Source organism: Mucilaginibacter sp. P4_A11 (assembly GCF_056402535.1).
In genome coordinates this window covers 321828-348201 of the sequence record NZ_JBFUHE010000005.1, presented here as the reverse complement: position 1 = coordinate 348201, position 26374 = coordinate 321828, and the positions used below count along the sequence as shown (strand labels likewise).

Here is a 26374-nt window from a genome sequence, read left to right as displayed (position 1 = left end):
ATAAACAGCCGGTTGCTTTTAATTTACTTTGGTTTTGACCAGGACCAAGAATACGATGATAATCTGACAGTTATTTATTCTTTAACTAATTTAAACTTTAAGGTGTCATCATACACTTTGGTATCCCATTGCATTTGCTTGCCGTTGTAGTTGCTGATCTTTACCCTTGTGGTATCATTATTTGTGCCGCCATCAAAATGTACATTGAATATTTTTTGTTTAGCGTTATAACTATAACGGCCAAACCATGCACGGTTTGCCTCAAAAACGTAGGGATTGGCACAAAATGAGATCCTGCCGTCATCTTCAATGTATATGTAACACCAGTTTTGGGCGCCATTCATCCAATCGTTTTCACCGATGGCTTTGCCATTTCGTTTGAATTCCTTGATTTTCCATTTTCCTGTAAAGAATGATGGTGGTACTGCTACTACATAGCGGTAAATGCTATAAAAAGCAAGGCCGATTACCAAAAGTTTTAAAACCGGTTTTGCAAAACTTAGCCTTAAAGGCGGTATTACTACTTCTTTAAATAAAACAGGTTTAATATCCGACCATCGTAGTAGTAAAAGGTATAACAGGCCGGTAGTTATAATGATTGAGTTTATGAATGCCCCTATGGCTATATCATAAAATACATTGATCAGTACAATGTTTAACATTATGGGTAATAATATGCAGGTGCCCAGCAAGGTAGTACGCCTGAATAAAAGCATAACACTGCCGATAATTTGGAGCAAACCCAGTATAACCGCGAAAGTATAGGAGTGGCCAAAATAGTTCCAGGTGAGGTCGAAGCCGCTTAACTTGCCTATAGGAGTATTATCTCTCATGTAAATATGTCCAAACTGTGTTTTCAAGATCTTGGCAAAGCCATAAGCCGACACTTGATAGGCAAGGAAATACCGCATAACGCCACGCAGAAACGCGTGCCTCATTTCTGAATCGAATCCTTCCTTTTTGCTTTTTTTATTCCAGTAAATGGAATAAACCACCGAAAAGATGAACATCCCGATAATGACCCAGGTAAAAAGCCTCGCGAAGGAAAGGTCACCGAAAGAGTTAAACAGCTTGTAAAGTAAAGGGCCCCACATCATCATTAAGCAATCATAAACAGCTATGAGCAGATACAGGCATTCGAAGAACTTGGTAAACCAATAGGAGCGGGGTGTGGTAGTCATAAGCTTAATTTCGCTCAATATCCAAAATAGCACCTTCTTTCGCCATTTCTACAAGGAATGGTTTGGCGATGCCTTCCTGTGCACTATCGTAAGCGGTATCGCCCTTTGCTGCAATGTCATCAAGTCCGTCTTCACGGTCAACTTCATATTTGTTCAGGGCCAGGTAAACGGAATCGCCCGATACCTTATTTACTTTGTATAAGGTATAGTGGTTGTTTTTAAGTTTGATATGAAAAATATCGTTTTTTTGTGGCGATAAAACCCATTGGTTTACTTTTTTAGCCTTCTGCTTTTCGCTGATATAAAAAAATATAGAACCGATAATGATCAAAAAGCAGCCGGCAAATGTCCATACGGGTATTGTGGTTTGGGCTTTTACGTTATCATAGCTTAACTTAAGCGACGCAGGCATTTCCTTAAGTTTTAATACCTGCTTGCAATTGAGGCATTGCGAAACGCCGGTTTTACCAATCGGGAAAAAAGGGATCCAGAAAATATGCGCCCAGCGTTGAAATACATTCATTTGTATACTATTGGCCGTATTGCAGTTTGGGCAATTGTCGCTTGTTAGTTCAGCTTTTAAGAGTTTGGCTTTGATACCGTATACAATCATGATATTGCTGGTTTAGGACCTACGTTTTATCCGCAATGAAAATAGGCAAAATACTACCATTATAAAAATGAAGGTTTATGGAAAAAATGAAGTAATAGTGGTGGCATTGTTTTGTCAGCACTTATTGGTAAGACTGTTTGCATTTCAAAAAAACCTAAAAAAGCATTAAAAAATGCTTGAAATAAGAATGCGTCGTGAAATGCTGATTGTATACTCCTTGAAGTTTTATCGGTTGATAGTCAGATGTTTATAATGTTTCAATTAGAATGTTAAAGTACTGATTAACAGTGCGTTTCATAAAATAACCGTTTCGCGTTTCACTCTCAAAAAATGGAACACTTTAAAAAACGCCGGAAACAAAGAATGATTTTTTTTTGAGAATGGCGATTTTGAGACACCCACAATTTTACAATTACTTTTACCATGACATGAAATTACAGAAATAGGCATTTCTTTAAAAAACACTATCTTTGCCGATTGAAATGAACAAGAAAGTCGCTTTTTACACTTTAGGCTGCAAGCTGAATTATTCAGAGACCTCATCTATAGGTCGGATGTTTAACCAGGCCGGTTATGATACGGTGAATTTCACCGAAACACCGGATGTTTTTGTAATCAATACCTGCTCGGTAACTGATAATGCCGATAAAAAGTGTAAGAAGATAGTTAAGGAAGCGCTTAAAATTTCACCCAATGCTTACGTCACTATAGTAGGTTGTTATGCGCAGCTAAAACCACAGGAGATTGCAGAAATCCCCGGTGTTGACATGGTGCTTGGTGCTGCCGAAAAATTCCAGATCATTGATCACATTACCGACTTAACAAAAAGGCCTAAGGCGCTGGTGCTCAATCAACCGGTGTCTGAAGCTAATGAGTTTGTGCCCGCATATTCTTTTGGCGACCGTACCCGTACTTTCCTGAAAGTGCAGGATGGTTGCGATTATTCCTGTACCTTCTGTACTATTCCGTTGGCCCGTGGCGCAAGTAGGAGCGATAACATTGAAAACGTTGTGGAGCAGGCAAGGCAAATTGCCGAGTCGGGCGTTAAAGAAATTGTTTTGACCGGTGTAAACCTTGGCGATTTCGGGATCCATAACGGCAAACGCGAGGATAAGTTTTTCGATTTGGTCAAAGCGCTGGATGAGGTAGAAGGAATCGACCGTTTCAGGATCTCATCTATCGAGCCCAACTTGCTTACCGACGAGATTATTGCTTTTGTTGCTGCTTCAAAACGTTTTGTACCTCATTTTCATATCCCGCTGCAATCAGGTTCGGATAAGATCCTGGGGCTTATGCGCCGCCGTTACAAACGCGACCTTTACGTTGACCGCGTTACCAAAATTAAAGAGCTGATGCCTGATTGCTGTATCGGTGTGGATGTTATTGTTGGCTTCCCCGGCGAAGCAAGGGAGGATTTTATCGATACTTATAATTTCCTGAACGAGCTCAATATATCCTACCTGCACGTATTTACCTATTCAGAAAGGGAAAATACCCTTGCTGCCCAGATGACTGGTGCTGTTCCGGGTTCGGCACGCGGGGAGCGGAGTAAAATGCTGCATATTCTTTCGGATAAAAAACGCCGTGCTTTTTACGAAAGTCAGCTCAATAAAAATGAGGAAGTTTTATTTGAGGGTGATATTAAAGATGGCTTTATGCATGGCTTCACCCGCAACTACGTGAAGGTGCGTACCAAGTACGATCCTGTACTGGTTAACGAATTAAAAACGGTACATCTAACAAATATTTCACCTGATGGTGATGTTGAAATAACAGAAGGCGAAGAAATATTAGTGCATTAAATTCTATATTCGCCCTAAAATATAACCTATGTTTCCCACGCTCACATCGTTATTGCAATATCTTTTTGGTTTTAATCTTCCTTTGCCTATACAAACTTTTGGCTTTTTTGTAGCGATAGCTTTTGTGGGCGGTTACTGGGCTTTCGGTCAGGAATTTAAACGTAAAGAGGCATTAGGCGTTATCCATACTTTTAAAAAGAGGGTTACTATAGGCTTGCCCGCCTCAAATACTGAGCTTATAAGCAACAGTGTTTTCGGCTTCGTTTTGGGTTATAAAATTGTTGATTCCATTCTGAATTACCAGGGCCTTATAGATAGCCCTCAGGATTTTTTAATATCGTTAAGGGGTAATTGGATAGGCGGCATACTTGGAGCAGCAGCTTTTACTTATTGGGCGTGGTATGAGGCACAAAAACAAAAGCTCGACAAGCCGGTAACCAAAGATATTGACGCGCATCCATATGAATTATTAGGCAGTATATTGCTTTGGGCGGCGGTATTCGGTTTTGCAGGTGCCAAACTTTTTAATGGGCTTGAAAACTGGAGCGATTTCATGAAAGATCCGGTTGGCATGCTGATAGGTACCAGCGGATTTACTTTTTATGGTGGCCTCATTGGGGGTGGTGCAGCCGTACTTTATATTGCGAACAAACACGGCATTAAACCGCTGGATATGCTTGATGTAGGCGGCCCGGGGATGATGCTGGCTTATGCGTTGGGGCGTATTGGCTGCCAGATGAGTGGCGACGGCGATTGGGGTATAGTTAACCTTGCACCAAAGCCACACTGGTTAAGCTGGGCACCCGATTGGATGTGGAGCTTTAAATTCCCCCACAACGTAAATGACGAAGGTGTGCAGATGGTAAATTGTGTTGGTAAATTTTGCCATGAACTACAGTACCCGGTTTATCCTACTTCGTTTTATGAGTCTGTAATTTGTTTATTACTATTCTTTGTTTTATGGAAAATAAGGCACAATTTTAAAGCTCCCGGCGTTTTGTTTGGTGTGTATATGATATTAGCTGGCGTTGAGCGTTTCATTATCGAACTCATCAGGGTTAATACCAAGTACGTTGTTGCAGGTGTTCCATTTACCCAGGCCGAGATGATCTCTGTGATCATGGTTTTAGGTGGTATTACACTTATTGTAACAGGATTAAACAAAGAAAAGAAAGCGCTGGGCAAAACAAATGGCTGATAACAAATCAAAAGGCAAATTAGTAGATAACCAGGTTTTTAGATTTGTGCTTTCGGCCGGGGCCGGTTTTTTGGTGGATGTATCTGCATTTTACCTTTTTTACCACAATCTGCTTACGCAGCATACTTACCACATATTAGGGCTTACCGTTCGTAATTATACCATATCATTGGCACTGTCATTTTTTATGGGCGTGCTGGTTAATTTTTTAATCACCCGGTATATGGTGTTCAACGAATCGAAATCAGCTCCCCGTAAGCAGTTTTTACGTTTTGTGACCGTGGCTGTTGTCGGTTTCTTCGCTAATTTATCAGTTGTGAAGATTTTGATCCAGGCTTGCAGTTTTAATCCTACTGTAGCACGGGTTTCGGCGGCGCTGAGCCTCTTCTTTGCAAGCTTTTTTATTCATAAAGTTTTTTCATTTAGCCTATCATTAAAACGGAACCATGCAAATAGCGAACATCATAAACCAGGTAATTGAAGTTTCAAAACAAGCAGGTGATTTCATCAGGCAGGAGCGCAAAGCATTTGACCCTGATAGGATAGAATATAAAGGCCTCAACGACATGGTATCATACGTTGATAAAACCGCTGAAGAAACCATTGTAAAAGGTCTGAGCAAAATTTTGCCCGAAGCAGGTTTCATCACCGAAGAAAAAACAACCACCAAAATAGGCGAGCGCTACAACTGGATCATCGACCCGCTTGATGGTACTACCAATTTTATTCATGGTGTACCCGCTTTTTCAGTAAGTATAGCTTTAAAAGAATATGATGAGCTGGTAGCCGGCGTGGTATACGAAATAAACCTTGATGAATGCTTTTACGCCTGGAAGGATGCGCCAGCATACCTTGACGGCAAAGAGATCAGCGTAAGTAAAAACAGCACAATTGGTACCAGCTTACTTGCAACCGGTTTTCCATATTACGATTTTACCAAACAGGCTGCTTACATCGAACTATTTACAGAACTAATGCGCAGCAGTCATGGTCTGCGTCGTTTAGGTTCTGCCGCTGTTGATCTGGCTTATACGGCTTGTGGTCGTTTCGATGCTTTTTACGAGTATAACCTTAATGCCTGGGATGTTGCTGCCGGTATAGTAATTGTTAAACAAGCCGGGGGAGAAGTAGTGAACTTTAAAGGTGGCTCTGAGGTGTTGGATACCCGTGAATTGCTGGCGACTAATGGGAAGATAACGGGGGAGATGCTTGGGGTGATAGGGAAGTATTTTAAATAAGAGCTAAAGTCTATAACGCGCTTTTGCACCTCCTACAAATTATCACTATTATGAAAAATCTTTGGACAGATATTCCTGCTGAAGAATATGAAAAACACATGTCAGAGGTTGGCCAGCTCCAACTTCTTAACTCAACGTTCAAACATTATTTCGATTTATACGATCCTCAGGATATAATTGTTCTTGGTGCTACTACAGGAAATGGATTGGAAAATATTGAGAATAATATAAATAGCGTAACTGCGATAGACATCAATTGTGATTATTTACTCGAATTAAGAAGCAGATTCCCAGATTTTCCGCATCTCAATACTATTTGCGGGGATATTCAGAATTTAAAATCCGACAGTTTATCTTCTGACTTCATTTACGCCGCACTGATTTTTGAATATGTCGATTTAAACAAAACTATACTCAATATTAAAAATTGGCTTAAAAGCCAAGGCAGATTAGTAACGGTTTTACAGATGCCCAATGAAAAAATTTCTGCGGTTTCTCCTACACGGTTTAAAAAACTTGGCCAACTTAGCGAAATAATGAAATTGATAGACATCACCTATTTTGAAGAAGTTATGGATAAGAATAATTTCAGGAAAGAAGAGTCTAAAATTATCACGCTGCAAAGTGGCAAGCAATTTTATATTGGCGTACACTCATTTTGAGTGCATTTACTTTGATAACAAAAAACCTCTCATTTTCATGAGAGGTTCTCGGGTAAATGATGGGGTTCGAACCCCAAAATCACGCCATCAATTCTTCAATATTATAACGCTTCAGAAACCACTTCGGTAACTTCAGGCACCATACGTTTAAGCAGATTTTCGATACCGGCTTTAAGTGTGACGGTTGATGAAGGGCATCCGCTGCATGAACCGCGAAGCTCTACAGTTACAACGCCTTCGTTAAATGAGCGGTAAGAGATAGCGCCACCATCCTGCTCAACAGCCGGGCGAACGTAATCATGCAGGATCTGCTGAATTTTAACTTCAGTTTCAGAACCTTCAAAGTTTCCAACTTCAGCTTCTTCTTCTAACTGGATCTTCAATTCTGATTCGATAGCGCCTTTAACAAACTCTTTCATTATCGGCTCAACATCTGCCCAATCACTGCCTTCAGTTTTGGTAATAGTAACAAAATTGCTGGCAAAGAAAACACCATTCACAAATGAAAACTTGTAAAGCTCTTTTGCGAAAGGTGATTTTTCGGCACTTTCCTTAGTTGGGAAATCAACACTGCCGTTAATAAGCAGCTTGTTAACTATGAATTTCATAGTTGCCGGGTTAGGCGTTGATTCAGTATATACGTTGATGTTCATCGTTTCGTGTTTTAAAATCTTAATTAACAAATTTAGTGACCTTTTTCATTAAAAGCTACCCCTTACTTTGTTATGACATGCGGATGATTTTTTTGCACACTGGCAAATATCAAATCAAATTCCGGTATAGTTTAAAGGCGTGATCTTTTTGATCTCGTCTTTAATAGTATCACTTACATTTAACGTGTCAACAAACTCCGCTATTGTGTTGGCGTTGATCTGCTGATTAGTACGGGTAAGGTCTTTAAGTGCTTCATATGGATTAGGATAACCTTCGCGCCTTAATATAGTTTGGATAGCCTCTGCAACAACCGGCCAGTTGGCTTCCAGATCGGCATTGATGGCATCGGTGTTTAGTAACAGCTTGTTTAAACCTTTTACTGTTGATTTAATAGCGATAAGCGTATGTGCAAACGGAACACCGATATTTCTTAACACGGTAGAGTCGGTCAAGTCGCGCTGTAACCTTGATATTGGCAGTTTAGCCGCTAAGTGTTCAAATAATGCATTGGCTATGCCCAGGTTACCTTCCGAATTTTCAAAATCGATAGGATTAACTTTATGCGGCATAGCTGATGAGCCAATTTCGCCCGCTTTGATCTTTTGCTTGAAATAGTTCATGGATATGTAGGTCCACATATCACGATCAAGATCTATCAGGATATTGTTAATGCGCTTTAATGCATCGCATTGTGCGGCAAAGTTGTCGTAGTGTTCAATCTGGGTGGTGAACTGTGAACGTTTTAAGCCCAGGATCTCATTTACAAAGTGATTGCCAAATGCTTTCCAGTCTTTATCTGGGTAGGCAATAAAGTGGGCATTAAAGTTACCAGTAGCGCCGCCAAACTTAGCCGAATTAGGGATAGGTTTTAACAATTCCAACTGGGCTTCCAAACGCTCAACAAAAACCAGGATCTCTTTGCCTAAGCGGGTTGGCGAAGCTGGTTGGCCATGAGTATGAGCCAGCAAAGGAATATTCTCCCAATCTGCGGCGAAGCTTTTTAATATGCTAATCAGGTCATTAATAGCAGGGTAATAGCTATTGTTTAGTGCCAGTTTAAAAGTATAGGGGATAGCGGTGTTGTTGATATCCTGCGAGGTAAGGCCAAAATGGATAAACTCTTTGTATGGCTCCAGTCCTAATTTATCAAACTCTTTTTTAATGAAATACTCAACAGCTTTAACGTCATGATTCGTCGTTTTTTCAATCACTTTGATACTTTCAGCGTCATCTTCCGAAAAATTCCTGTAAATGTCGCGTAACTTTTCTGATATATTTTTATCAAAAGCTTGTAACTGAGGTAGTGGGTATTCAACAAGTGCGATAAAATATTCGATCTCAACAAATACGCGATACTTAATAAGTGCATATTCTGAAAAGTATCCGGCAAGTTCGGCAGAGGTGTTTCTATAACGGCCGTCAATAGGCGAGATCGCTGAAAGTGAAGTAAGCGTCATATTAAAAAGAGTGGTAATGATTTTTTGCAAAGGTAATCATTTTTGATGTGCCATCGGCAGATTAAAAGCTTCGCAAATAAACCGCAGGATAACAAGCAATAATTAAATGGATTTTAAAAATGAACACGCATTTGTAATGAGAAAGTAAAAATGAACGGAAACTTTTTATTCAAAAAATGTTTCCTTAGTTTTGACCCGGAAAGTCAATGAGTCAAATAGAGAGAATTATAAAAGGAGCCGAGGACCTGTTTTTAACAGCAGGGATCAAAAGTATAACCATGGATGATATTGCGAGGCATCTTGGTATGTCAAAAAAAACCATCTACCAGTTTTTTAAGGATAAGAATGAATTGGTTGTAGCCTTAACTGCAAAAAAGCTGAAGGAAGATGAGGAGCAGATGAATGACATCATCAGCAAATCGGCTAACGTGATTGAAGAGATGATCAACATGACCAAATGCTCGGAGGAGATTTTTTCAAGGATCAACCCGATTGTTATTCACGATCTGCAAAAATATCATTCTGAAGCCTGGGAGGACTTTCAGAAATTCAAGGCTGAAGTGTTGATCCAAAAAATGGAAGAACTTTTAATTAAAGGAATGGGGCAAGGTTACATTCGTAAGGATATCGACGTAAAGATAATGGCGCGTATGCGGGTTAACCAGGTGGAGCTGGGCTTTAATACATCCATATTCCCGGTAACCGAGTTTAGCCCCTGGAAGGTACAAGTTCAGTTTTTAGATCATTTTAATTATGGCATTTGTACACTTGAAGGCTACAAGCTGCTTAACGAGTATAAGAATATTAATAATGAATAACATGCTGCTGACATATAGTTGTCATTAGCTGTTATGAATTTGTATCAGTTTAAATAAATCACTCAACCACAATATATATATAATGAAATATTTACTTTTTACGGCAACTGTGTTTTGCGCCTTAGCTTTTAAAGGCTACGCGCAGGAGGCAGCGCCAAACACACAAACTTACAGTTTTACGGTTCAGGACTGTATCAATTATGCATATGAACACCAAACAACGGTTGTAAATGCAGCGCTTGATATTAAAAGTGCTGAATATAAAGTTAAAGAAACAACAGGGATTGGCTTACCTCAAATAAGCGGTTCGGCAACCTTCCAGGATTATATTAAAACACCAACAATCCTCTTTCCCAATTTTATAACCCCTGCCGTTTATCAAACTTTAATTGATGAAAAAGTTAAGGACGGAACAGGAAAAACCATTACACAAATTCCTGACGGCGCTGGTGGCTATCAAGCTGTAAACTTTACACAGAAATATAACTCAAACCTGGGATTAACTTTAAACCAGATCATTTTTGATGGCAGTTATCTTGTTGGTTTAAGGGCATCAAGAACCTATAAGGAGCTTTCCCAAAGGAGTTATACCCGCAGTAAGATAGATGCAAATGTAGCCGTAACCAAAGCTTATTACCAGGTTTTGGTTAGTAACCGGCAGGTGAAATTACTGGATGCCAATATTGAGCAACTTAAACAGCAGGTTGATCAGACAGTGGCGCAAAACAAACAAGGCTTTGTTGAAAAAATTGACGTAGACCGGATTACAGTTCAGTATAATAACCTGATCACCAATCGTGAAAATGTGGTGCGTCTACTTGTCTTAAATTACCAGGTTCTGAAATTTCAGATGGGTATGCCTATTGATGCAAATTTAGGCCTAACTGATAAACTGGAAGATATTAACCTGGATAGCAATATTGCTGATGCCAGCGTTACATCCGATACATCATTTTATCATAAAAGAATTGAATATAATTTATCAGAAACCAATGTAAAGTTAAATGAGCTCGATCTTCAGCGGAAAAAGTCAACTTTTCTTCCGTCATTGTCGTTAAATGGAAGCACGGCACTGGCTTACCAGGATAATAGCTTCAGCAAACTTTACAGCACAAAGTATCCGACAACCTATTTTGGATTAAGCCTGAACATCCCAATTTTTAGCGGTGGGCAACGGATAAATCAGGTAAGGCAATCGCAGATCACGTTATTAGAATCAAAAAATAATCTCAATAATCTTAAAAACCAACTCAGCTTACAAGCAAGTCAGGCGCGTATAACTTTTATTAACGGTTTGCAGTCGCTAAATAATCAAAAAAATAACCAAGCACTTGCACAGGAGGTACTTCGTGTATCAAAAGTAAAATACCAGCAAGGAGTTGGTTCAAGTATTGAGGTTACACAAGCGCAAACCGCCCTTGAAGATGCCGATAACAAATATATTCAGGGCCTTTATGATGCTTTAGTTAGCAAGGTTGACCTTGACCAGGCTTACGGACGAATTAAATAATAACAACAACGCTAAACTCACTATATAACAATGAAAATGAAAAAATTTATATACATACCATTCCTGGTTTTACTGGCGGCCTGCTCAAGTAAACCTAAAGATAAAAAGGCCGAGCTGGCTGATTTGAAAAAGCAGCAGTCAGATCTTAATACAAAAATTGATAAGCTACAGTCAGAGATAGGCACTACCGATTCGGCCAAGAGCACTGATGTTAGTGTTACTGAAGTGAAAACAGGCAATTTTACCAACTATGTACAAATACAGGGTAAAATAGATGCACAGGATAACGTTACTGCTTATCCGCAAACACAGGCCACCATCACAGCTATTTATGTTAAAGCCGGTCAGCATGTGAGTAAAGGACAAGTGCTTGTTCAGCTTGATAACAGTGTTATGCAGCAAAACATAGCGCAAAGCGAATCACAGGTAAGCTTAAACCAACAGTTATTTGATCGCCAGAAAAACCTGTGGGATCAAAAAATTGGTACCGAAGTACAATATTTGCAAGCCCAAACTGCTTTGCAAAGCAGTAAAAAAGCCTTAGATGCTTTAAAAAAACAATCAGCGTTTTTTCGCATCGTTTCGCCGATAAACGGAACTATCGATCAAATGGACCTGAAACTGGGCCAGGTTGCTGCGCCGGGCCAAACAGGTATCCGTATTGTAAATGCCGATATTTTAAAAGTTAAAGCCGATGTTCCTGAATCATATGCAAGCAGCGTAAACACGGGTAACAACGTTCAAATATTAATTCCGGATGCTAAGGATTCATTAGTTACCAAGGTGACCTTTGCAGCTAAAGCTATCGACCCAACATCACGCAGTTTTGGTGTGGAGATCAAGCTGCCGGTACGCAACACACTTCGCCCTAATATGACCGCTATTTTAAAAATAGCCGATTACTCAAAAACAAATACCATAGCAGTGCCGGTTAAAGCTATACAGAAATCAGAAAACGGCGATCATGTTTTTGTAAACCAAAATGGGATTGCAAAACAGGTAAATGTAAAATCGGGCGTTACATATGGCGGCCAAACAGAGATATTATCAGGCTTAAAAGCCGGCGACCAGCTGGTTGTTGAAGGCGCTACTGAGATAGAGGACGGCGATAAGATCAAAGTTGTTCAGTCGGCCAATTAGTTATTAATCAATTGATCTGTTCATTATGAAAGATGTAAAAAAAGAATTTGGCCCTTCAAGCTGGGCCATTGATAACAAAACGGCCATTTATGTGCTCATGTTTTTGATCACTGCGCTTGGCCTTGTTAGCTATAATAACCTGCCTAAAGAAAATTTCCCGGATATAGCGCAGTCGAAGGTTTTTATAACTACTACCTATGCCGGGCAGTCGCCTCAAAATATTGAAAACCTGGTAACGCGTCAGATAGAAAAGCAGCTTAAATCATTAAAGGGGCTTAAAAAGGTTACTTCAAATTCGGTACAAAACGTATCCATCATCACCGCCGAATTTCAGGCTGATGTGAAGATCAAAGATGCCAAAATTGATGTAAAGGATGCCGTTGATAAGGCCAAGCAGGATTTGCCTCAAAATGATAATAACCTGAAGGAGCCGGTTATATCGGACATTAACGTTGCCGACTTACCTATTCTGTATATTAACATTTCCGGTAATTATGACCTTAAGAAGCTGAAAGAATATGCTGATATTTTAAAGGATGAGATTGAGGGCTATCGTGAAATTTCAAAAGTAGATGAAGTAGGTGCTTTGACTCCCGAGATCCAGGTGAATGTTGACCTGAATAAGATGACAGCTGCTCAGATCAGTTTTACCGATATCACCAACGCTATAGGCAATGAAAATATACTTTCTTCGGCTGGTACGGTAAAAACCGATGGTGTGCGCAGGGCCATTGATATTAAGCAGGATTTTAAAAATGCCGACGAAGTAGCCGCCATGGCTATCCGTAACCCTAAAGGGCAGGCTGTTTATTTGAGGGATATTGCCGAAGTAAAAGACTCGTTCCTGGAACAGGAAAGTTACGCGAGGTTAAAAACCAATGATAACCCTAACTTCAAGAATGTAATTACACTTAACGTAAGTAAAAGGGCAGGAGAGAACCTGATTGAGGCATCGGATAAGATCAACGAATTGATCAAATTAAAGCAGAAAACAGTTTTCCCTAAAGGGCTGGACATTGTTGTAACCGGCGATCAATCAGACAAAACACGTACAACGCTTAATGACCTGATCAATACCATCGTGATCGGTTTCCTTTTGGTTACTGTTATCCTGATGTTTTTCATGGGTACAACCAACGCTATTTTCGTGGCATTGTCAGTGCCATTATCATGTTTTATAGCCTTTTTGGTGATGCCTGCAATTGGGTTCACCTTAAATATGATCGTGTTATTCTCGTTCCTGCTGGCGCTGGGTATTGTGGTGGATGATGCCATTGTGGTTATTGAAAACACCCATCGTATTTTCGCTAACGGAAAGGTCCCTATCAAGGAAGCCGCAAAAATGGCTGCAGGCGAGGTGTTTCTGCCTGTATTTTCAGGTACAATGACCACTTTAGCCCCCTTTATACCTCTGGCATTCTGGAATAGTTTGATAGGGCATTTCATGTTCTTCCTGCCGATAACGCTGATCATTACATTACTGGCATCATTAGTGGTTGCTTATATCTTTAACCCGGTATTTGCGGTTGATTTTATGAGGCCCCACCATGATGGCGAACATGATAACCCTAAGTTCGACAGGCCAACAAAAAGGGCTATGATATTTTTGACGATAGCCGCGGTTATCGGTTATCTGATGAATGTTGGTATCGGTAACCTGGTGGTGTTCATCATGGTATTATACCTGATCAATCACTTCTTTTTGTTACGGATTATAGACCGGTTTCAAAAGAATGCCTGGCCTAAGTTTCAAAACTGGTACGCAAAATGGCTTGAACGCGCGGTACACCGTCCGGTTACGGTTTTGGTTGGAACCGTTGCCTTGTTCGTTTTTGCTATTTTCCTGATGGCTGTACGCGGCAAAACGCCGGAGTTTTTCCCATCGGGCGACCCTAACTTTGCCTATGTATATATTACCCTGCCAATAGGTACCGACCAGGGTTATACTAATGAAGTTACCAGGCAAATAGAAAAGCGCGTTGCCCAGGTTGTTGAACCGGACAAGGATATCGTATCGTCGGTAATCTCAAACGTAACCAAAGGCGTAACCGACCCTACAGATGAAGATCAGGGCGATTATGAAAATAAAGGCAAGGTTACCGTAGCGTTTGTTGAATTTGGCAAGCGTAATGGTAAGGATACCAAAAAGGTATTGGCTAATATCCGCGCAGCAGTACAGGGTATTCCTGGTGCGAAAATAGCTGTGGCGCAGGAAAACAGCGGTCCTCCGGTACAAAAGGATATCAGTATCGAAATTGCTGGTGATAACATTGACACACTTGTAGCGACGGGTAACCGATTAAAGAGTTATCTGGCAAAACAAAATATTGCCGGTATTGAAAACCTTATTGCCGACGTTCAAAGTGATAAGCCTGAGATCGTTTTCGATATTGACCGTGAACGTGCCAACCGCGAAGGGATTTCATCAGGACAGGTTACACAAAACCTTTTCACTGCTATATTTGGCTGGAAGGCCGCCGACTTCCGTAATACCCGTGAGGATGATTACAAGATCATGGTAAGGGCGCAGGAAAGCCAGCGCAGTAATATTGATGAGCTTAAAAACATGAAGATCACTTATCGTGACCTTGCTACCGGCGGGGCAATCCGCCAGGTGCCAATTTCGGCCTTTACCGATGTGCGCTATACCAATACTTATAGCAATATCAAGCGTAAACAACAACGCAGGGTATTAACGCTTGGTTCAAACGTTATTAAACCAAATAATCCGAATGAGGTTAATGCTAATATCTTAAAAGCGATAAACAACTTTAAGAAACCGGATAATGTGATCATACGCCAGGGCGGTGGTCAGGAAGACCAGATGGAAGCTATGACCTTCCTGCTTTCTGCACTTGGTGTGTCATTCGGGCTTATTCTGGTTATTTTAATGATCCAGTTTAACTCTATCGGCAAAACGCTTATTATTATCAGTGAGATCCTCTTTAGTATTATTGGTGTGTTGCTGGGCGTTACTATATTTGGCATGACGATGTCTATAGTAATGACTGGTATTGGTATCATAGCGCTCGCCGGCGTGGTTGTTCGTAACGGGATCTTACTGGTTGAGTTTACCGATATGCTGCTTGAGCAGGGCGTTAGCATCCATGATGCCGTAGTTGAAGCGGGACACACGCGTATGACGCCGGTACTGTTAACCGCAACTGCAGCCATTTTAGGTTTGATACCGCTGGCAGTTGGTTTCAATATTGATTTCGTAGGCTTGTTTACCCATTTCCAACCCCATATTCACTTTGGTGGTGATAACGTTGCTTTCTGGGGACCATTGGCCTGGACAATGATCTTCGGTTTAGGTTTCGCTACCATTATTACATTGATCCTTGTACCATGTTTATACCTGATACGCTATAATCTTAAAGCAAGGTTGTTCGGCAAAAAATCGGTGGAACCTAAACATGTTGAGGTATTAGAAACAGAAGCAGTTTAAAATAAAACCAATGTTTATAAAAACGGCCGTACTACATAAAGTACGGCCGTTTTTGTACTTATAGATTTTTAATCACAAACATAACGGGGCATTTTGGGTTGTTAAATCAATAGTTTTAAAGCAGAATGAAACTTAAACCATTAAACCCAGTTTGGCAGGTGATAAGCCTCGGCGCATTGGCCGGGATGCGTACTTTATCAGCCCCAGTTATAACTACTCACATATTAAGCAGTAGCCCTTCAAAAAAATTGGAGCAATCGACCTTACGATTTATGCAGTCAACAACGGTGGCTGCTGTTTTGAAGGTTTTAGCTGTTACCGAGCTTATTGCAGATAAATTGCCCTCAACCCCCAATCGTACAGAACCAGCTGGTGTAGCAGGCAGATGTTTGTCGGGAGCTTTGGCTGGGGCAAGTATTTACAAGGCTGCCGGGGGTAAGACGTTAACGGGAGCATTAATAGGAGGGACAGCAGCGATAGCCGCTACATATGGAAGCTATTATTTGCGCAAAAGCATAGTTAAAGCAAACCATATTGCCGACCCATTGATAGGTGCCGCTGAAGATGCTTTGGTAATTGGGGCCGGCATTAGCTTAAGTAAGCTGACTTAAGCTCCGGTGGCTGGCTGAACATACTTTTCAAGCTCGCCCAAATTGCTGATCTCATTACGTGAACGCGGCAGGCTACCCGGAAAGTTTTTTTGGATAAACGTGATCAGGTTTTCGCGGATGTAACAACGCAGGTCAAACGCGTTTGATGACGTACTGGAGCTCATCAGCACCCTGATTTCTATGGTGTGTTCTCTTACATCAGTAACCTGCACTACTTTAACCCGTTTGTCCCAAAGGTTGGATTTAACTATCAGCCGCTCAAATTCTTCGCGAATGGCATCAATGGGAACGGTATGGTCCATATATAAAAACACTGTACCAAGGATATCTGCTGATGTCCGCGTCCAGTTTTGGAAAGGTTTTTGGATAAAATAATTGATAGGAAGTATCAGCCTCCGTTCGTCCCAGATCTTTAAAACCACGTAAGTGAGGGTGATCTCTTCTACGCGGCCCCACTCGCCTTCTACAACGAGTACATCATCTATGCGGATAGGTTGCGTAAACGCTATCTGGAAGCCTGCCAGTAAATTGCCCAGCGAGCTCTGCGCTGCGAAACCAACTATGATACCGCCTATCCCTACGCCGGTAAGTAAACCGGTGCCTATCTTGCGCATACTTTCAAAACTGAGCAAAATAATGGCAATAGTTAAAAAGATGATGGTCACCACAATGATCTTTCGGATAAACTGGATCTGCGTTCGCACTTTACGCTCTTTCAGGTTATCCACTTTGTTGAGGTCGTAAGTGTGATAGATGTAATCTTCCAGGATCCGCACCGAACGTACAAGCAGGCCCGCGAAGGATATGGTAAGTAAGATCTCAAAGGTTTTATCAATTGGTTTATAGTAAACCGGGTTCATTCGCATTAATGGTGATAGTATATTAAACAGAAACAGTGGAATGAAATAAGCTACCGCTGGCCCCAGGTTAACCAGTATCGATCTTAGGATCGAGTACGAAGTGTCTGTTTTTTTTGCATACAATTTAAACAGGCGGGTTATTATGAATTTTATAACAAGGCCAACAAGCACGGCTACCAGCGCAATGATCAGATTCCATGCAAATGACGGGATCCGTTGTGAAAATTCAAGCAGGTCGGGTGGTAAGCTGTTTTCTATATTCATAGTAAGGCAAATGTTTTTCTACAGTAAAATAGTTGGAATGTAAAATTGTTTTAGCAAATGCCGCTGTAACGGGTGTTGTTATACATGTTTAATGAATTTTTGATAGTTTTGTTAAAAAAGTCAGGAAATCGATTGTGTTGACTTTTTATTTACCTGTTTAAATAAAACTTAAGGACCCACATGGCAGCAGTGAATGACCAGCAGGATATTAAAAGAGAGAAAATTTTAGAGGCCTCGCATCAGCGCTTTTTACATTACGGTTATTCAAAAACTACCATGAATGAAATAGCCGGTGACCTATCCATGTCAAAGGCATTGCTTTACTATTATTTTCCGGATAAAAGCCAGTTGTACATTGCGGTAATGCGCAAGCTTGCTACCGATTATCTTAAAACGCTCGAAAACCGGTTAAATACTTTTACCAATTTAAAAGAAGCTTTTACTTTCCAGGTAAATACCCATCACGAGTTCATTGTTAATAATTATAATTTCTTCGATTTTTTCAGGCTTAATGAACAAAATCTTCCTGAAACCATCTGGCAGATAGTTGGCGAGGTGCATAGCGCCGAATTGAGCCTGCTGAGTAATGCCATTAAAACCGAAGTTGAAAGAGGGGCAATTAAGCCTGTAGAAAACCCTGAAGAGGTTGTTGATGTATTGATGGATGCCCTGCATGGCATTAGGGTGGGGGCCATATCCCAGAAGAAAACTAACTTCCCCCGTAAGGAACACCTGGAAGAGATCCATACCAAAAAACTGCTCCTGCTTGATATTTTTATCAAGGGCTTAATGTACTAAAGTCATCTTAAGGTATAAATGCCCTGTACTGTCAGTTAGCCGTCAAATGAATGGGCTAACAGCCGCTATGCCTGTTATTTATGGGTACATTTGTACTTACAAATAATTTAATAGCCAGGTAATTACCTGGCTGTTCATTTATTTATAAATACTTCTTTTTTTAAGAGGTGATTGTTTTAGAGTGATTTAGCCTGCATAGCTTTTTGCCGTGCGGGCTTTTTTATACGCCGATATTTGTATTGATGTCAATATTGCCGATCAATATTTTATGAACCGGGCAGGCATCGGCTATTTTAAGTAACCGGTCCCGCTGTTCGTCACTTACTTCACCTTTAAAGCTAAGTTTAGTTTCAATACGTGTACCGCTTAAAGTCTTAAACATTTCAACATCGGCTTTTATTTCTTCAATCGGCCACATTTTGCGATTGATGTACATGCGCAGGGTAATAACAGTACAGCTTGCAAGGCTGGCCAATAATAAACTAAAAGGGTTCATACCGGTATCGCTGCCATCGGCCTTTAGGGGCTCGTCGGTTATCAAACCATGGCCGCCGCTGTTAACCACCGTTTGATATTGAGAGCGCCCTATAAGCGCTGTAGCACTTTCTATCAGCTCAATTCCTGTCTCTTCCATAAGGCCTATAGTAATGTATTGTTATTAGTCTTTAGTCTAAAGTCATAAGTGCTAAGCTCAGAAAGACGAGAAACCCAACTCTTGACTTCCGACTCAATACTTCTGACTTATTTATTCAGAAGTTTCGTTAATATCAACAAGGTCCCAGTTCTTTTTCAATAATTTGGGGCCGCCATTATATTTAAGGATCACTTCAAAATTTGTACGGTTTGTTTCGCCCCTGCTGCCTTTTGAGAGTACATACGATTTGATAATAAAAACAGAGTCGGTCTTTTTGCCAAACTGGTATTTATCGTCAGGAAAGGAGATGTTTCCATCACGGATAGTTGGTGTTACAAATTCCGTTGCAATTTTATAAGCATCATCTGCATTGGGCATTTTACTAAACGATAATACTTCTGAAACGCCGCCTGATGTGGCAAATTTTATCATGATAAAAATAAATGCAATGCCTACGATAATTATGGCATATACACCTTTCATAGCACGCTTTTTCTTGTGCTGCTTTTCCTTAAGATAAGTTTGTGTCATTAGTTTACAAAGGGTGCGATAAAAATACTAATTAAATTGATGAATGGAAGCCGCTCCCTTTTTTGCAGTATTTACGGCTGATGGCCAAAGAATAAATAGGCAATGAATATAGCAGCAATAACACCGGCCAGATCGGCTATAAGCCCGGCAGGGATAGCATAACGTGATTTTTTAATGCCTACCGAACCAAAATATAAAGCCACAATATAAAAGGTAGTATCTGCCGAACCGTTGAAGATCCCTGCAAGTCGCCCGGCAAATTTATCAACACCAAAATTCTGCATTACGGTTATCATCATACCTTTTGAGCCTGAGCCGCTAAGGGGTTTCAGATAGGCAACCGGCATGGCGTCAACGAATCGGGTATCCAAATTAAACTTAACGCAGATCCAGCGTAAGCCTTCGTTCATATAATCTAAAGCGCCGCAGCTCCTGAACACGCTGATCCCAACCAGCATAGCCACCAGGTAGGGGATTATCTTAACAGATGTTTCAAAGCCACCTTTGGCACCTTCTACAAAAACTTCAAATACATTTACCTTTTTTATAAGTCCGCCAACTATAAATATTACCGGAATGGTAAACAGCATCACATTGCTGATAACGGATGATACCGTGCTGATCTGTTCTTTGGTTAATTGGGTAGTGAAGTACCATACCACCAAGGTAATGAAAGCTGTAACACCGCCAAGCCAGCCAATAACAACCCTGTCGAAAAGCTTGATCTTTTGCTTGATGGCGACTGCTATAAGTCCCACTACAGTAGCTACATATGTGGCGATAATGCAGGGTAAAAATACCTCGGCAGGATCTTTTGAATTGAGGATGGCCCTTTGAGCTATAATGGTAACCGGTAATAATTGTAAACCGGATGTATGCAGCACCAGGAACATGATCTGGGCGTTTGACGCAGTTTCTTTATCGGGATTAAGTTCCTGCAAACTGCCCATGGCTTTTAAACCGAGTGGTGTAGCAGCATTATCAAGGCCCATTAAATTGGCCGAAAAGTTCATCATCATTTGGCCTGTAGCCGGGTGATCTTTAGGTACATCGGGGAACAAGCGGCTAAAAAAAGGCCTTACTATCCGCGACAAAAAATTAATGGCTCCGGCTTTTTCGCCGATATTCAAAATGCCCAGCCAGAATGCCATGGAGCCTATGAGCGGGAGGGCAATATCCATTACTGATGATTTTGACGAATTAAATAATCCTTCAACCAATAATTTGAAAGCTTCGGTATCGCCAAAAAAAACTAATTTTATGAGTGAAACTACAAATGCAATTACAAAAAAAGCTATCCAGATATAGTTAAGCGCCATAGTAATGTTTAAGGCTTTGAAGGTAGTGCTTTTGCTGTTTAATATGAAATGCTGATATTTTTATACTACTACTAATAAATGAACGAGGTAACCAACAAACTCATCGGAATTATAGATAGCGTTAGGGAAGTAAAAGGCCAGGATATCGATTGGTCTTATAAAGCCTCTCCCGCTAAATGGTCAAAGAAAGAGGTGATCGGGCATTTGATTGACAGCGCACAGATTAATTTACAGCGTTTTGTACGCTGTACCTACGAAGAAAACTTCAGGCTTACCTATGAGCAGGTTGAGTGGGTTGCCGTCGCCCGTTATCAGGATGCTGAGGTTAAAGAACTGATTGAGCTTTGGGCGCTATTAAATCTGCAAATCTTACGGGTTTTAACAAACTATCCTCGCAATAGGTTAGCTGCACGTTGCGATAACAGTAAACAGGAACCGAACCTGCAGACCGTTGAGTGGCTTGCTGCCGACTACGTTGACCATATGTTGCATCACTTGAATGGGATTTTGTAATGACTGGCTATTCAGGTACACCATTGGCGAAAAAGCTCGGCGTAAAGGCAGGGGCTAAAGTTATGCTTATCAATGCACCAGACCACTATCTTGATCTGTTTACCGATCTGTCACCCGATATTTATTTTACAGATGATGCTTCGCTTGAAATTGATGTGATCCATTTCTTTAGCAAAAGTGCTGATGAATACCGTGTTAAACTGCCCATACTAATGAAGCAAATAAAACAGGATGGCATGATCTGGGTTTCCTGGCCAAAAAAAGCATCAAAAGTAGTTACTGATATTACGGAAGACCTGATCAGGAACTTCGCTTTGCAAATTGGCCTGGTTGATATTAAGGTTTGCGCGGTTGATGAAGTTTGGTCAGGTTTAAAGCTGGTAATACCGGTTAAAGACAGAAAATATACGGTATAGGTAATTTTTACTTAAAACTCATTAAACAACAGTAGCGCGTTTTAGCATAAGCGCTTAATTGTATAACTTAGCACAATAATACCTGATAATATGGCTCAGATTAATTTAAAACGTGTACATGGCGATTTTGGCTTTGAAGCCGTTGATGCCAATGGGCACACAGTAAAAATGGACAGCAGTCCGGAAAGTGGCGGCCAGGATTTTGGCATCCGCCCAATGCAGATGCTTTTAATGGGCTTGGCCGGTTGCTCGGCAATTGACGTGATCAGCATTCTGAAGAAGCAACGCCAGGACATTACAGATTACAAAATGGTGGTTAACGGCGAACGTGAAGCCGGTAAAGAACCTTCACTATGGGAAGATGTGGATATTGAATTTCACCTCTACGGAAACGTTGATGAAGATAAAGCTGTGCGTGCCGCCGAACTTTCTATTAATAAATACTGCTCGGTAGCTGCAACGCTTTCAAAAGCCGGTGCAGAAATTAAGTGGAAGGTGATTGTGCACCCTGCTGAATAATAGATCTATCACTCATTAAAATATCAAATGGCGGAACAGGAAGTCCCTATTAAAACAGTTCACCTGTTCCCCCTTTTGGATCAAAAGCTGATAGCGCTGCTCAAATCTTTATCAGCCGATGACTGGAATAAACCTACATTAGCAAGGCTCTGGACTGTAAAAGATATTGCCGCTCATTTGCTTGATGGTAACATTCGGGTTATTTCGTCATCTCATCAATTCGCCGGAGACCCTCCGTCCAACCCCATTAACAGCTATGGTGATTTAGTAGATTTTCTGAACGGATTAAATGCCACATGGGTAAAAGCTATGAGACGTATAAGCCCACAGTTACTTACTGAATTATTGGAAACAACAGGCAAGCAATACAGCGAAATTATGGCAAAGGCAGATCTGTTAGCGCCCGCACCTTTCTCTGTGGCCTGGGCAGGAGAGGAGCACTCCGTTAACTGGTTTCATATAGCCCGCGAATACACCGAAAAGTTTCATCATCAGCAACAAATTCGCGAAGCGGTAGGCAAGCAAGGTATTATCTCTGCCGAATTGTTTTATCCCTGCATAGATACTTTTATGCGCGGACTGCCGCATGCATACCGCACTGTTATAGCTAACACCGGTGCACTTATCCAAATTACAATAACGGGTGAAGCAGGCGGAAACTGGTACCTGCTTAAGATGACCGAGGGCTGGGCTCTCACTAAAAACGCAGGTTATCCCCTGGATACGATAGTTACTTTATCTCCCGACATTGCCTGGAAAGTATTTACTAAAGCCGTCAATCCGCAAACTGCATTAGAGGCCTCAGAGATCAGCGGAAATGTTAACCTTGGCGAAAATCTGTTCAATATGGTTGCCGTAATGGCTTAGCAACTGTTTTGTTAATTACTCCTTATCTGTACAAAACTGTATTCTTTTTTACTCATTAACCATTTGGTACAAAAAGTCGAAAATGAGTTGTCAACCAGCTTTTAAGCTTACCTGAAATGTGTCATAAAAACACAACTGTTTCACTTAGTTAATCAGCGTTTTATATTAAATTTCTGTTATTATTTTTCGATTATTTTTCGGGGCTTTTTACAGTAGGTTTTCGGGGCCGTAAATATTGGTGGCATCAATGTTGGATAACCCTATGTACGTTTTACTTGAATGTTAAACGTATAATTAAACTTATAGATATGAAAACAAATTTAAAAAAAGCTTCCCTACTTCTTACCGGAGTTATGATTGGAAGTAAATTATTGGCTCAATCCGCAGATACTTCAGCTACAGCAAATGATTATGTAAAACCCTTTTCTGGCGGTGGCGAATTACGTACATGGTCGATAGGTGTACATGGAGGTTTGTTAACCCCATTCACTGTATTTGGCCGTAACAGCAGGCAAGATTTTACAAGCCCAACCGAACAATTTGGATACGGTGCTTATATCAAAAAACAAATATTACCCTCATTTGGCTTGCAAGCCGACTTCCTTCGTGGCCAGGTGTCATCATCAAATAGCCACGTAACCACAGCAGGTACATCTACTTATGATTCTTACTCTACAAAACTAAATTGGTCGGCTGCCTTAAGTGCCAACTTTACATTGGCAAACATTAACTGGCGTCATGACAGGCCGTTCATCCAACCGTACTTAACTGCAGGTGCTGGTTATATGAACTATACGCCAAGGATTACACCAGCTGGCGGCACACAAGAAAACTTCAAGAAAACCGATAACGGGCACGTTGGTGAAGTATTCATTCCGATTGGTGCAGGTTTAAAATTCAACCTTGCTCCGGGTATCAACCTTGATCTTGGTTACCAGGTTAACTTTGTGCAGTCGGATAATTTTGACGGCTATAACTTTGGCAACAGCGATGACAGGTTTTCATACGCTCACGTTGGTTTAGAGTTTGCATTAGGCAGCAAGAAAAAGCCGCAAATGGCCGTTCATAACCCGGTATCATCAATGCGTAAAGAATACCAATGGGAAAATCAACGTACCCGTACCGAATTGCAGCAACAAATTGATGCTGAGAAAGCTAAGAATGCACAATTGGCCAGCGATCTTGCTGCAACCAATGCTAATTTAGCTAAGTTAACTACAGATAGTGATGGTGACGGTGTTGTTGATGTGAACGACAAATGCCCTAACACACCTGCCGGACAAAAAGTTGACGGTTCAGGATGTCCTTTAGCTAAACCGGTGGTTTATGTTACCGAAGAAGATAAAAAAGTGGTTAAAGATGCCATCAAAAACCTGGAGTTTGATTTGGGTAAAGCCACTATCCGTGACCATTCGTACCCAAGTTTAGATAGGGTAGCACAGCTATTGGTTGATAAAAACTTTAGTCTGAAACTTGCCGGTCATACTGATAACACTGGTTCGGCTGATTTGAACATGCGTTTATCAAAAGACCGTGCCGAATCTGTTAAAGCATATTTGGTAAGCAAAGGTGCCAATGCCTCACGTATTGAAGCAACAGGCTATGGCCAAACCCAGCCAATTGCTACAAACAAAACCGCTGCCGGCCGTCAGGCTAACCGTAGGGTTGAATTTACCTTATATTAATAGAAGTAAACTCTTCAAATAATGATAAGAAAAGGCCACTCGATTGAGTGGCCTTTTTTTGTGATTAGGTTAACTGGATTTAATTGTTCGAATAACCAGGGTTTTGGTCGCTTTCATTAATGTCATCATTTTGCTTGATTTCCTGCAGCGGAATAGGGTAGCGGTTATGATAAGCTTGTATAGTTCCAGATTGTTTAGCCCATTTGTTGCGGACTTTAACCAGATCAACCAATTTGCCTGTGCGAATCAAATCCATCCTTCTCCACCCTTCAAAGCATAGCTCGCGCATGCGTTCATCAAGCATTTTGGTACGGAACTCATCCGGCGACATGCCGTTGTTCCAGCGTTTGTCGGCAGGTAAAGTACCGCCCCAGGCCCTTTTGCGGATCTGGTTATTTACAATATCAACCCCCTGTGTGGTATTGCCTGTTTCGTTCAAAGTTTCGGCATAGCATAGCAGGATATCCGCGTAGCGCAAAAAGAAGATATCTTTACCAGATAGCCAGAAACTTAAAGTGCCATCTGTACGGATGTCTTCAAACTTTTTAATATGCGGATCAAGCTCATCACCGCCAAAGGTTGGGTTAAGCACTGGTTTTTTGCCTTTGTAAGTAAAATCGTAGCGGATACTTTCTCCTTTACGTGCGTCACCATCTTCCCATAGACCACCCTTGCTTACGTCCGAATTGCAATACGTGGTAGGCACCATCAGGTCATAACCGCCAAAGTAGCAATACTGATCAATATCGGCTAATGACCGTGAACCCATTTGCCACTGACATTGGTTATTATCGGGATAAACATTGTTAAATTGAAACTCATAAATGGATTCGGTGCTGTTGGCGTTAGTTGGCTTCCATAAATCGGCATAGTTTGGCACCAGCGAATACTTGCCGCTGTTCACCACCTGCTCGAAATAAGATTTAGCTTTAGCATAGTCGCGCACATTAGATGCCGCGGGGGCATACAAGTACACTTTACCTAATAAAGCAAGCGCTGCGCCTTTTGTGGCACGTCGCTTATCAGTTTGAGTTTCGGGCAGATATTTAACTGCGTTTTCAAGATCGGTAATAATAAACTGGTATACCAATGGTAACGGCTGACGTTTGGTGCCATACTCCTGAAATTTTGCCTGGTCAATAATGGGAATCTCGCCCCAATATTGGGATATTTCAAAGGTTAATGCTGCACGAATAAAGCTTGATTCGCCTAAGAGCGTGTTTTTCCTTGTGCCCTCTTCTTTGTTAAGCCCTAAAGCATACACAGCTTTAGCAGCGGCCGAAATTACCAGCCAGCGGCTGTTCCATTGTTCGGCCAGCGCAGTGTTACTTGGAGCTAAAAAACCATTGTAGCGGTCAATACCGGCTTGCCTGTCGTCTGTTTTAACCTGGTAAGCGCCTTGCTGAGCTTCGTCACTGCCAAGGGTGAACATAAAGCCGCCGCGGTCTTTTTTAACATTTCGCCAGCTGGTGTACAAGCCTAAAACCAAAGGTTCAATGTTGTCAAGCTTTGAAAAAACCTGCTCCTCAGTCAAAGCCGTTTGCGGCTCCTGAACCACAAATTTCTTACATGAGCCTGATATCACCACCAAAAAGGCGAATAGTATCAAAATATATTTTCTTTTCATTTTCAGTAT

At 41.1% G+C, this 26374-nt stretch carries 25 protein-coding genes; 16 read left to right on the top strand and 9 right to left on the bottom strand.

Features of this window, described 5'->3' with window-relative positions:
• Positions 1–74: 74 nt before the first annotated feature.
• Positions 75–1181: a hypothetical protein gene (locus AC1DUD_RS12515; RefSeq protein ID WP_477375012.1), complete on the bottom strand. Its 1107-nt coding sequence runs from the start codon at positions 1179–1181 to the stop codon at positions 75–77.
• A gap of 4 nt (positions 1182–1185) precedes the next feature.
• The gene (locus tag AC1DUD_RS12510; protein ID WP_477375011.1) at positions 1186–1704 is read right to left on the bottom strand and encodes a hypothetical protein; all 519 of its coding nucleotides are present in this window, start codon (positions 1702–1704) and stop codon (positions 1186–1188) included.
• A gap of 572 nt (positions 1705–2276) precedes the next feature.
• Here AC1DUD_RS12510 and mtaB point away from each other — a divergent pair.
• Genes mtaB through AC1DUD_RS12485 form a run of 5 tightly spaced genes read left to right on the top strand, consistent with a single transcriptional unit; the run spans position 2277 to position 6694 of the window.
• Positions 2277–3596, top strand: coding sequence for a tRNA (N(6)-L-threonylcarbamoyladenosine(37)-C(2))-methylthiotransferase MtaB (gene mtaB / locus AC1DUD_RS12505; protein WP_477375010.1), 1320 nt, complete (start codon positions 2277–2279; stop codon positions 3594–3596).
• A gap of 28 nt (positions 3597–3624) precedes the next feature.
• Positions 3625–4794: a prolipoprotein diacylglyceryl transferase gene (locus tag AC1DUD_RS12500; protein WP_477375009.1), complete on the top strand. Its 1170-nt coding sequence runs from the start codon at positions 3625–3627 to the stop codon at positions 4792–4794.
• A complete protein-coding gene (locus AC1DUD_RS12495; protein WP_477375008.1) occupies positions 4787–5275 on the top strand; it encodes a GtrA family protein in 489 nt (162 codons plus the stop codon). The genes AC1DUD_RS12500 and AC1DUD_RS12495 overlap by 8 nt, the downstream gene beginning before the upstream one ends.
• Entirely contained in the window at positions 5241–6032 is a 792-nt protein-coding gene (locus AC1DUD_RS12490; protein WP_477375007.1) for an inositol monophosphatase family protein, read from the top strand. Before AC1DUD_RS12495 ends, AC1DUD_RS12490 begins: the two co-directional genes overlap by 35 nt.
• A 50-nt stretch (positions 6033–6082) precedes the next feature.
• The gene (locus AC1DUD_RS12485) at positions 6083–6694 is read left to right on the top strand and encodes a class I SAM-dependent methyltransferase (RefSeq protein ID WP_477375006.1); all 612 of its coding nucleotides are present in this window, start codon (positions 6083–6085) and stop codon (positions 6692–6694) included.
• A gap of 101 nt (positions 6695–6795) precedes the next feature.
• Here AC1DUD_RS12485 and AC1DUD_RS12480 read toward each other — a convergent pair whose 3' ends face one another.
• Positions 6796–7347 carry a NifU family protein gene (locus tag AC1DUD_RS12480; RefSeq protein ID WP_477375005.1) on the bottom strand — a complete coding sequence of 184 codons (552 nt, stop codon included), beginning with the start codon at positions 7345–7347 and terminating at the stop codon, positions 6796–6798.
• 114 nt (positions 7348–7461) lie between these two features.
• Positions 7462–8805: an adenylosuccinate lyase gene (purB, locus tag AC1DUD_RS12475; RefSeq protein WP_477375113.1), complete on the bottom strand. Its 1344-nt coding sequence runs from the start codon at positions 8803–8805 to the stop codon at positions 7462–7464.
• 206 nt (positions 8806–9011) lie between these two features.
• On the opposite strand from purB, the gene AC1DUD_RS12470 reads away from it, so the two are divergent.
• The 5 genes from AC1DUD_RS12470 to AC1DUD_RS12450 all read left to right on the top strand — a co-directional run bounded on the left by AC1DUD_RS12470 (position 9012) and on the right by AC1DUD_RS12450 (position 16332).
• Positions 9012–9623, top strand: coding sequence for a TetR/AcrR family transcriptional regulator (locus AC1DUD_RS12470; RefSeq protein ID WP_477375003.1), 612 nt, complete (start codon positions 9012–9014; stop codon positions 9621–9623).
• Between the two features lie 82 nt (positions 9624–9705).
• Positions 9706–11133: a TolC family protein gene (locus AC1DUD_RS12465; protein ID WP_477375002.1), complete on the top strand. Its 1428-nt coding sequence runs from the start codon at positions 9706–9708 to the stop codon at positions 11131–11133.
• Between the two features lie 36 nt (positions 11134–11169).
• Positions 11170–12273: an efflux RND transporter periplasmic adaptor subunit gene (locus AC1DUD_RS12460; protein ID WP_477375001.1), complete on the top strand. Its 1104-nt coding sequence runs from the start codon at positions 11170–11172 to the stop codon at positions 12271–12273.
• A gap of 25 nt (positions 12274–12298) precedes the next feature.
• Positions 12299–15721: an efflux RND transporter permease subunit gene (locus tag AC1DUD_RS12455; RefSeq protein WP_477375000.1), complete on the top strand. Its 3423-nt coding sequence runs from the start codon at positions 12299–12301 to the stop codon at positions 15719–15721.
• Positions 15722–15846: 125 nt separating this feature from the next.
• The gene (locus AC1DUD_RS12450) at positions 15847–16332 is read left to right on the top strand and encodes a DUF4126 family protein (protein ID WP_477374999.1); all 486 of its coding nucleotides are present in this window, start codon (positions 15847–15849) and stop codon (positions 16330–16332) included.
• On the opposite strand, the gene AC1DUD_RS12445 is transcribed toward AC1DUD_RS12450, so the two are convergent.
• Positions 16329–17456, bottom strand: coding sequence for a mechanosensitive ion channel family protein (locus AC1DUD_RS12445; RefSeq protein ID WP_477374998.1), 1128 nt, complete (start codon positions 17454–17456; stop codon positions 16329–16331). The genes AC1DUD_RS12450 and AC1DUD_RS12445 overlap by 4 nt on opposite strands.
• Before the next feature lie 180 nt (positions 17457–17636).
• On the opposite strand from AC1DUD_RS12445, the gene AC1DUD_RS12440 reads away from it, so the two are divergent.
• Entirely contained in the window at positions 17637–18254 is a 618-nt protein-coding gene (locus AC1DUD_RS12440) for a TetR/AcrR family transcriptional regulator (protein ID WP_477374997.1), read from the top strand.
• 220 nt (positions 18255–18474) lie between these two features.
• On the opposite strand, the gene AC1DUD_RS12435 is transcribed toward AC1DUD_RS12440, so the two are convergent.
• The 3 genes from AC1DUD_RS12435 to AC1DUD_RS12425 form a co-directional block, all read right to left on the bottom strand.
• Positions 18475–18888 (bottom strand): OsmC family protein, encoded by a 414-nt coding sequence (locus AC1DUD_RS12435; protein ID WP_477374996.1) that lies wholly within the window; start codon positions 18886–18888, stop codon positions 18475–18477.
• Positions 18889–18999: 111 nt separating this feature from the next.
• Positions 19000–19419, bottom strand: coding sequence for a hypothetical protein (locus AC1DUD_RS12430; RefSeq protein ID WP_477374995.1), 420 nt, complete (start codon positions 19417–19419; stop codon positions 19000–19002).
• 71 nt (positions 19420–19490) lie between these two features.
• The gene (locus tag AC1DUD_RS12425) at positions 19491–20738 is read right to left on the bottom strand and encodes a nucleoside recognition domain-containing protein (RefSeq protein WP_477374994.1); all 1248 of its coding nucleotides are present in this window, start codon (positions 20736–20738) and stop codon (positions 19491–19493) included.
• 78 nt (positions 20739–20816) lie between these two features.
• Here AC1DUD_RS12425 and AC1DUD_RS12420 point away from each other — a divergent pair, with 78 nt between their 5' ends.
• From AC1DUD_RS12420 to AC1DUD_RS12400, 5 genes are all read left to right on the top strand, one after another.
• Positions 20817–21251, top strand: a complete 435-nt coding sequence (locus tag AC1DUD_RS12420) for a DinB family protein (protein WP_477374993.1) — start codon at positions 20817–20819, stop codon at positions 21249–21251.
• Positions 21251–21667, top strand: a complete 417-nt coding sequence (locus AC1DUD_RS12415; protein WP_477374992.1) for a DUF3052 domain-containing protein — start codon at positions 21251–21253, stop codon at positions 21665–21667. The genes AC1DUD_RS12420 and AC1DUD_RS12415 overlap by 1 nt, the downstream gene beginning before the upstream one ends.
• 90 nt (positions 21668–21757) lie before the next feature.
• Entirely contained in the window at positions 21758–22186 is a 429-nt protein-coding gene (locus tag AC1DUD_RS12410) for an OsmC family protein (protein ID WP_477374991.1), read from the top strand.
• Positions 22187–22213: 27 nt separating this feature from the next.
• Positions 22214–23053, top strand: coding sequence for a maleylpyruvate isomerase N-terminal domain-containing protein (locus AC1DUD_RS12405; RefSeq protein WP_477374990.1), 840 nt, complete (start codon positions 22214–22216; stop codon positions 23051–23053).
• 308 nt (positions 23054–23361) lie between these two features.
• Positions 23362–24738 carry an OmpA family protein gene (locus AC1DUD_RS12400; RefSeq protein ID WP_477374989.1) on the top strand — a complete coding sequence of 459 codons (1377 nt, stop codon included), beginning with the start codon at positions 23362–23364 and terminating at the stop codon, positions 24736–24738.
• 79 nt (positions 24739–24817) lie between these two features.
• Here AC1DUD_RS12400 and AC1DUD_RS12395 read toward each other — a convergent pair whose 3' ends face one another.
• Complete coding sequence (locus AC1DUD_RS12395) at positions 24818–26365, bottom strand: RagB/SusD family nutrient uptake outer membrane protein (RefSeq protein WP_477374988.1); 1548 nt, start codon at positions 26363–26365, stop codon at positions 24818–24820.
• Between the last annotated feature and the right edge of the window lie 9 nt (positions 26366–26374).

What these genes read in the sequence shown, in the direction of transcription:
- AC1DUD_RS12425 (WP_477374994.1), bottom strand. Translation starts at nt 20,738, where the DNA reads ATGGCGCTTAACTATATCTGGATAGCTTTTTTTGTAATTGCATTTGTA.
- AC1DUD_RS12485 (WP_477375006.1), top strand. Translation starts at nt 6,083, where the DNA reads ATGAAAAATCTTTGGACAGATATTCCTGCTGAAGAATATGAAAAACAC.
- AC1DUD_RS12455 (WP_477375000.1), top strand. Translation starts at nt 12,299, where the DNA reads ATGAAAGATGTAAAAAAAGAATTTGGCCCTTCAAGCTGGGCCATTGAT.
- AC1DUD_RS12490 (WP_477375007.1), top strand. Translation starts at nt 5,241, where the DNA reads ATGCAAATAGCGAACATCATAAACCAGGTAATTGAAGTTTCAAAACAA.
- AC1DUD_RS12480 (WP_477375005.1), bottom strand. Translation starts at nt 7,347, where the DNA reads ATGAACATCAACGTATATACTGAATCAACGCCTAACCCGGCAACTATG.
- AC1DUD_RS12410 (WP_477374991.1), top strand. Translation starts at nt 21,758, where the DNA reads ATGGCTCAGATTAATTTAAAACGTGTACATGGCGATTTTGGCTTTGAA.
- AC1DUD_RS12440 (WP_477374997.1), top strand. Translation starts at nt 17,637, where the DNA reads ATGGCAGCAGTGAATGACCAGCAGGATATTAAAAGAGAGAAAATTTTA.
- AC1DUD_RS12420 (WP_477374993.1), top strand. Translation starts at nt 20,817, where the DNA reads ATGAACGAGGTAACCAACAAACTCATCGGAATTATAGATAGCGTTAGG.
- AC1DUD_RS12405 (WP_477374990.1), top strand. Translation starts at nt 22,214, where the DNA reads ATGGCGGAACAGGAAGTCCCTATTAAAACAGTTCACCTGTTCCCCCTT.
- AC1DUD_RS12400 (WP_477374989.1), top strand. Translation starts at nt 23,362, where the DNA reads ATGAAAACAAATTTAAAAAAAGCTTCCCTACTTCTTACCGGAGTTATG.
- AC1DUD_RS12460 (WP_477375001.1), top strand. Translation starts at nt 11,170, where the DNA reads ATGAAAAAATTTATATACATACCATTCCTGGTTTTACTGGCGGCCTGC.
- mtaB (WP_477375010.1), top strand. Translation starts at nt 2,277, where the DNA reads ATGAACAAGAAAGTCGCTTTTTACACTTTAGGCTGCAAGCTGAATTAT.
- AC1DUD_RS12445 (WP_477374998.1), bottom strand. Translation starts at nt 17,456, where the DNA reads ATGAATATAGAAAACAGCTTACCACCCGACCTGCTTGAATTTTCACAA.
- AC1DUD_RS12495 (WP_477375008.1), top strand. Translation starts at nt 4,787, where the DNA reads ATGGCTGATAACAAATCAAAAGGCAAATTAGTAGATAACCAGGTTTTT.
- AC1DUD_RS12415 (WP_477374992.1), top strand. Translation starts at nt 21,251, where the DNA reads ATGACTGGCTATTCAGGTACACCATTGGCGAAAAAGCTCGGCGTAAAG.
- AC1DUD_RS12510 (WP_477375011.1), bottom strand. Translation starts at nt 1,704, where the DNA reads ATGAATGTATTTCAACGCTGGGCGCATATTTTCTGGATCCCTTTTTTC.
- AC1DUD_RS12500 (WP_477375009.1), top strand. Translation starts at nt 3,625, where the DNA reads ATGTTTCCCACGCTCACATCGTTATTGCAATATCTTTTTGGTTTTAAT.
- AC1DUD_RS12465 (WP_477375002.1), top strand. Translation starts at nt 9,706, where the DNA reads ATGAAATATTTACTTTTTACGGCAACTGTGTTTTGCGCCTTAGCTTTT.
- AC1DUD_RS12430 (WP_477374995.1), bottom strand. Translation starts at nt 19,419, where the DNA reads ATGACACAAACTTATCTTAAGGAAAAGCAGCACAAGAAAAAGCGTGCT.
- AC1DUD_RS12470 (WP_477375003.1), top strand. Translation starts at nt 9,012, where the DNA reads ATGAGTCAAATAGAGAGAATTATAAAAGGAGCCGAGGACCTGTTTTTA.
- purB (WP_477375113.1), bottom strand. Translation starts at nt 8,805, where the DNA reads ATGACGCTTACTTCACTTTCAGCGATCTCGCCTATTGACGGCCGTTAT.
- AC1DUD_RS12515 (WP_477375012.1), bottom strand. Translation starts at nt 1,181, where the DNA reads ATGACTACCACACCCCGCTCCTATTGGTTTACCAAGTTCTTCGAATGC.
- AC1DUD_RS12435 (WP_477374996.1), bottom strand. Translation starts at nt 18,888, where the DNA reads ATGGAAGAGACAGGAATTGAGCTGATAGAAAGTGCTACAGCGCTTATA.
- AC1DUD_RS12450 (WP_477374999.1), top strand. Translation starts at nt 15,847, where the DNA reads ATGAAACTTAAACCATTAAACCCAGTTTGGCAGGTGATAAGCCTCGGC.
- AC1DUD_RS12395 (WP_477374988.1), bottom strand. Translation starts at nt 26,365, where the DNA reads ATGAAAAGAAAATATATTTTGATACTATTCGCCTTTTTGGTGGTGATA.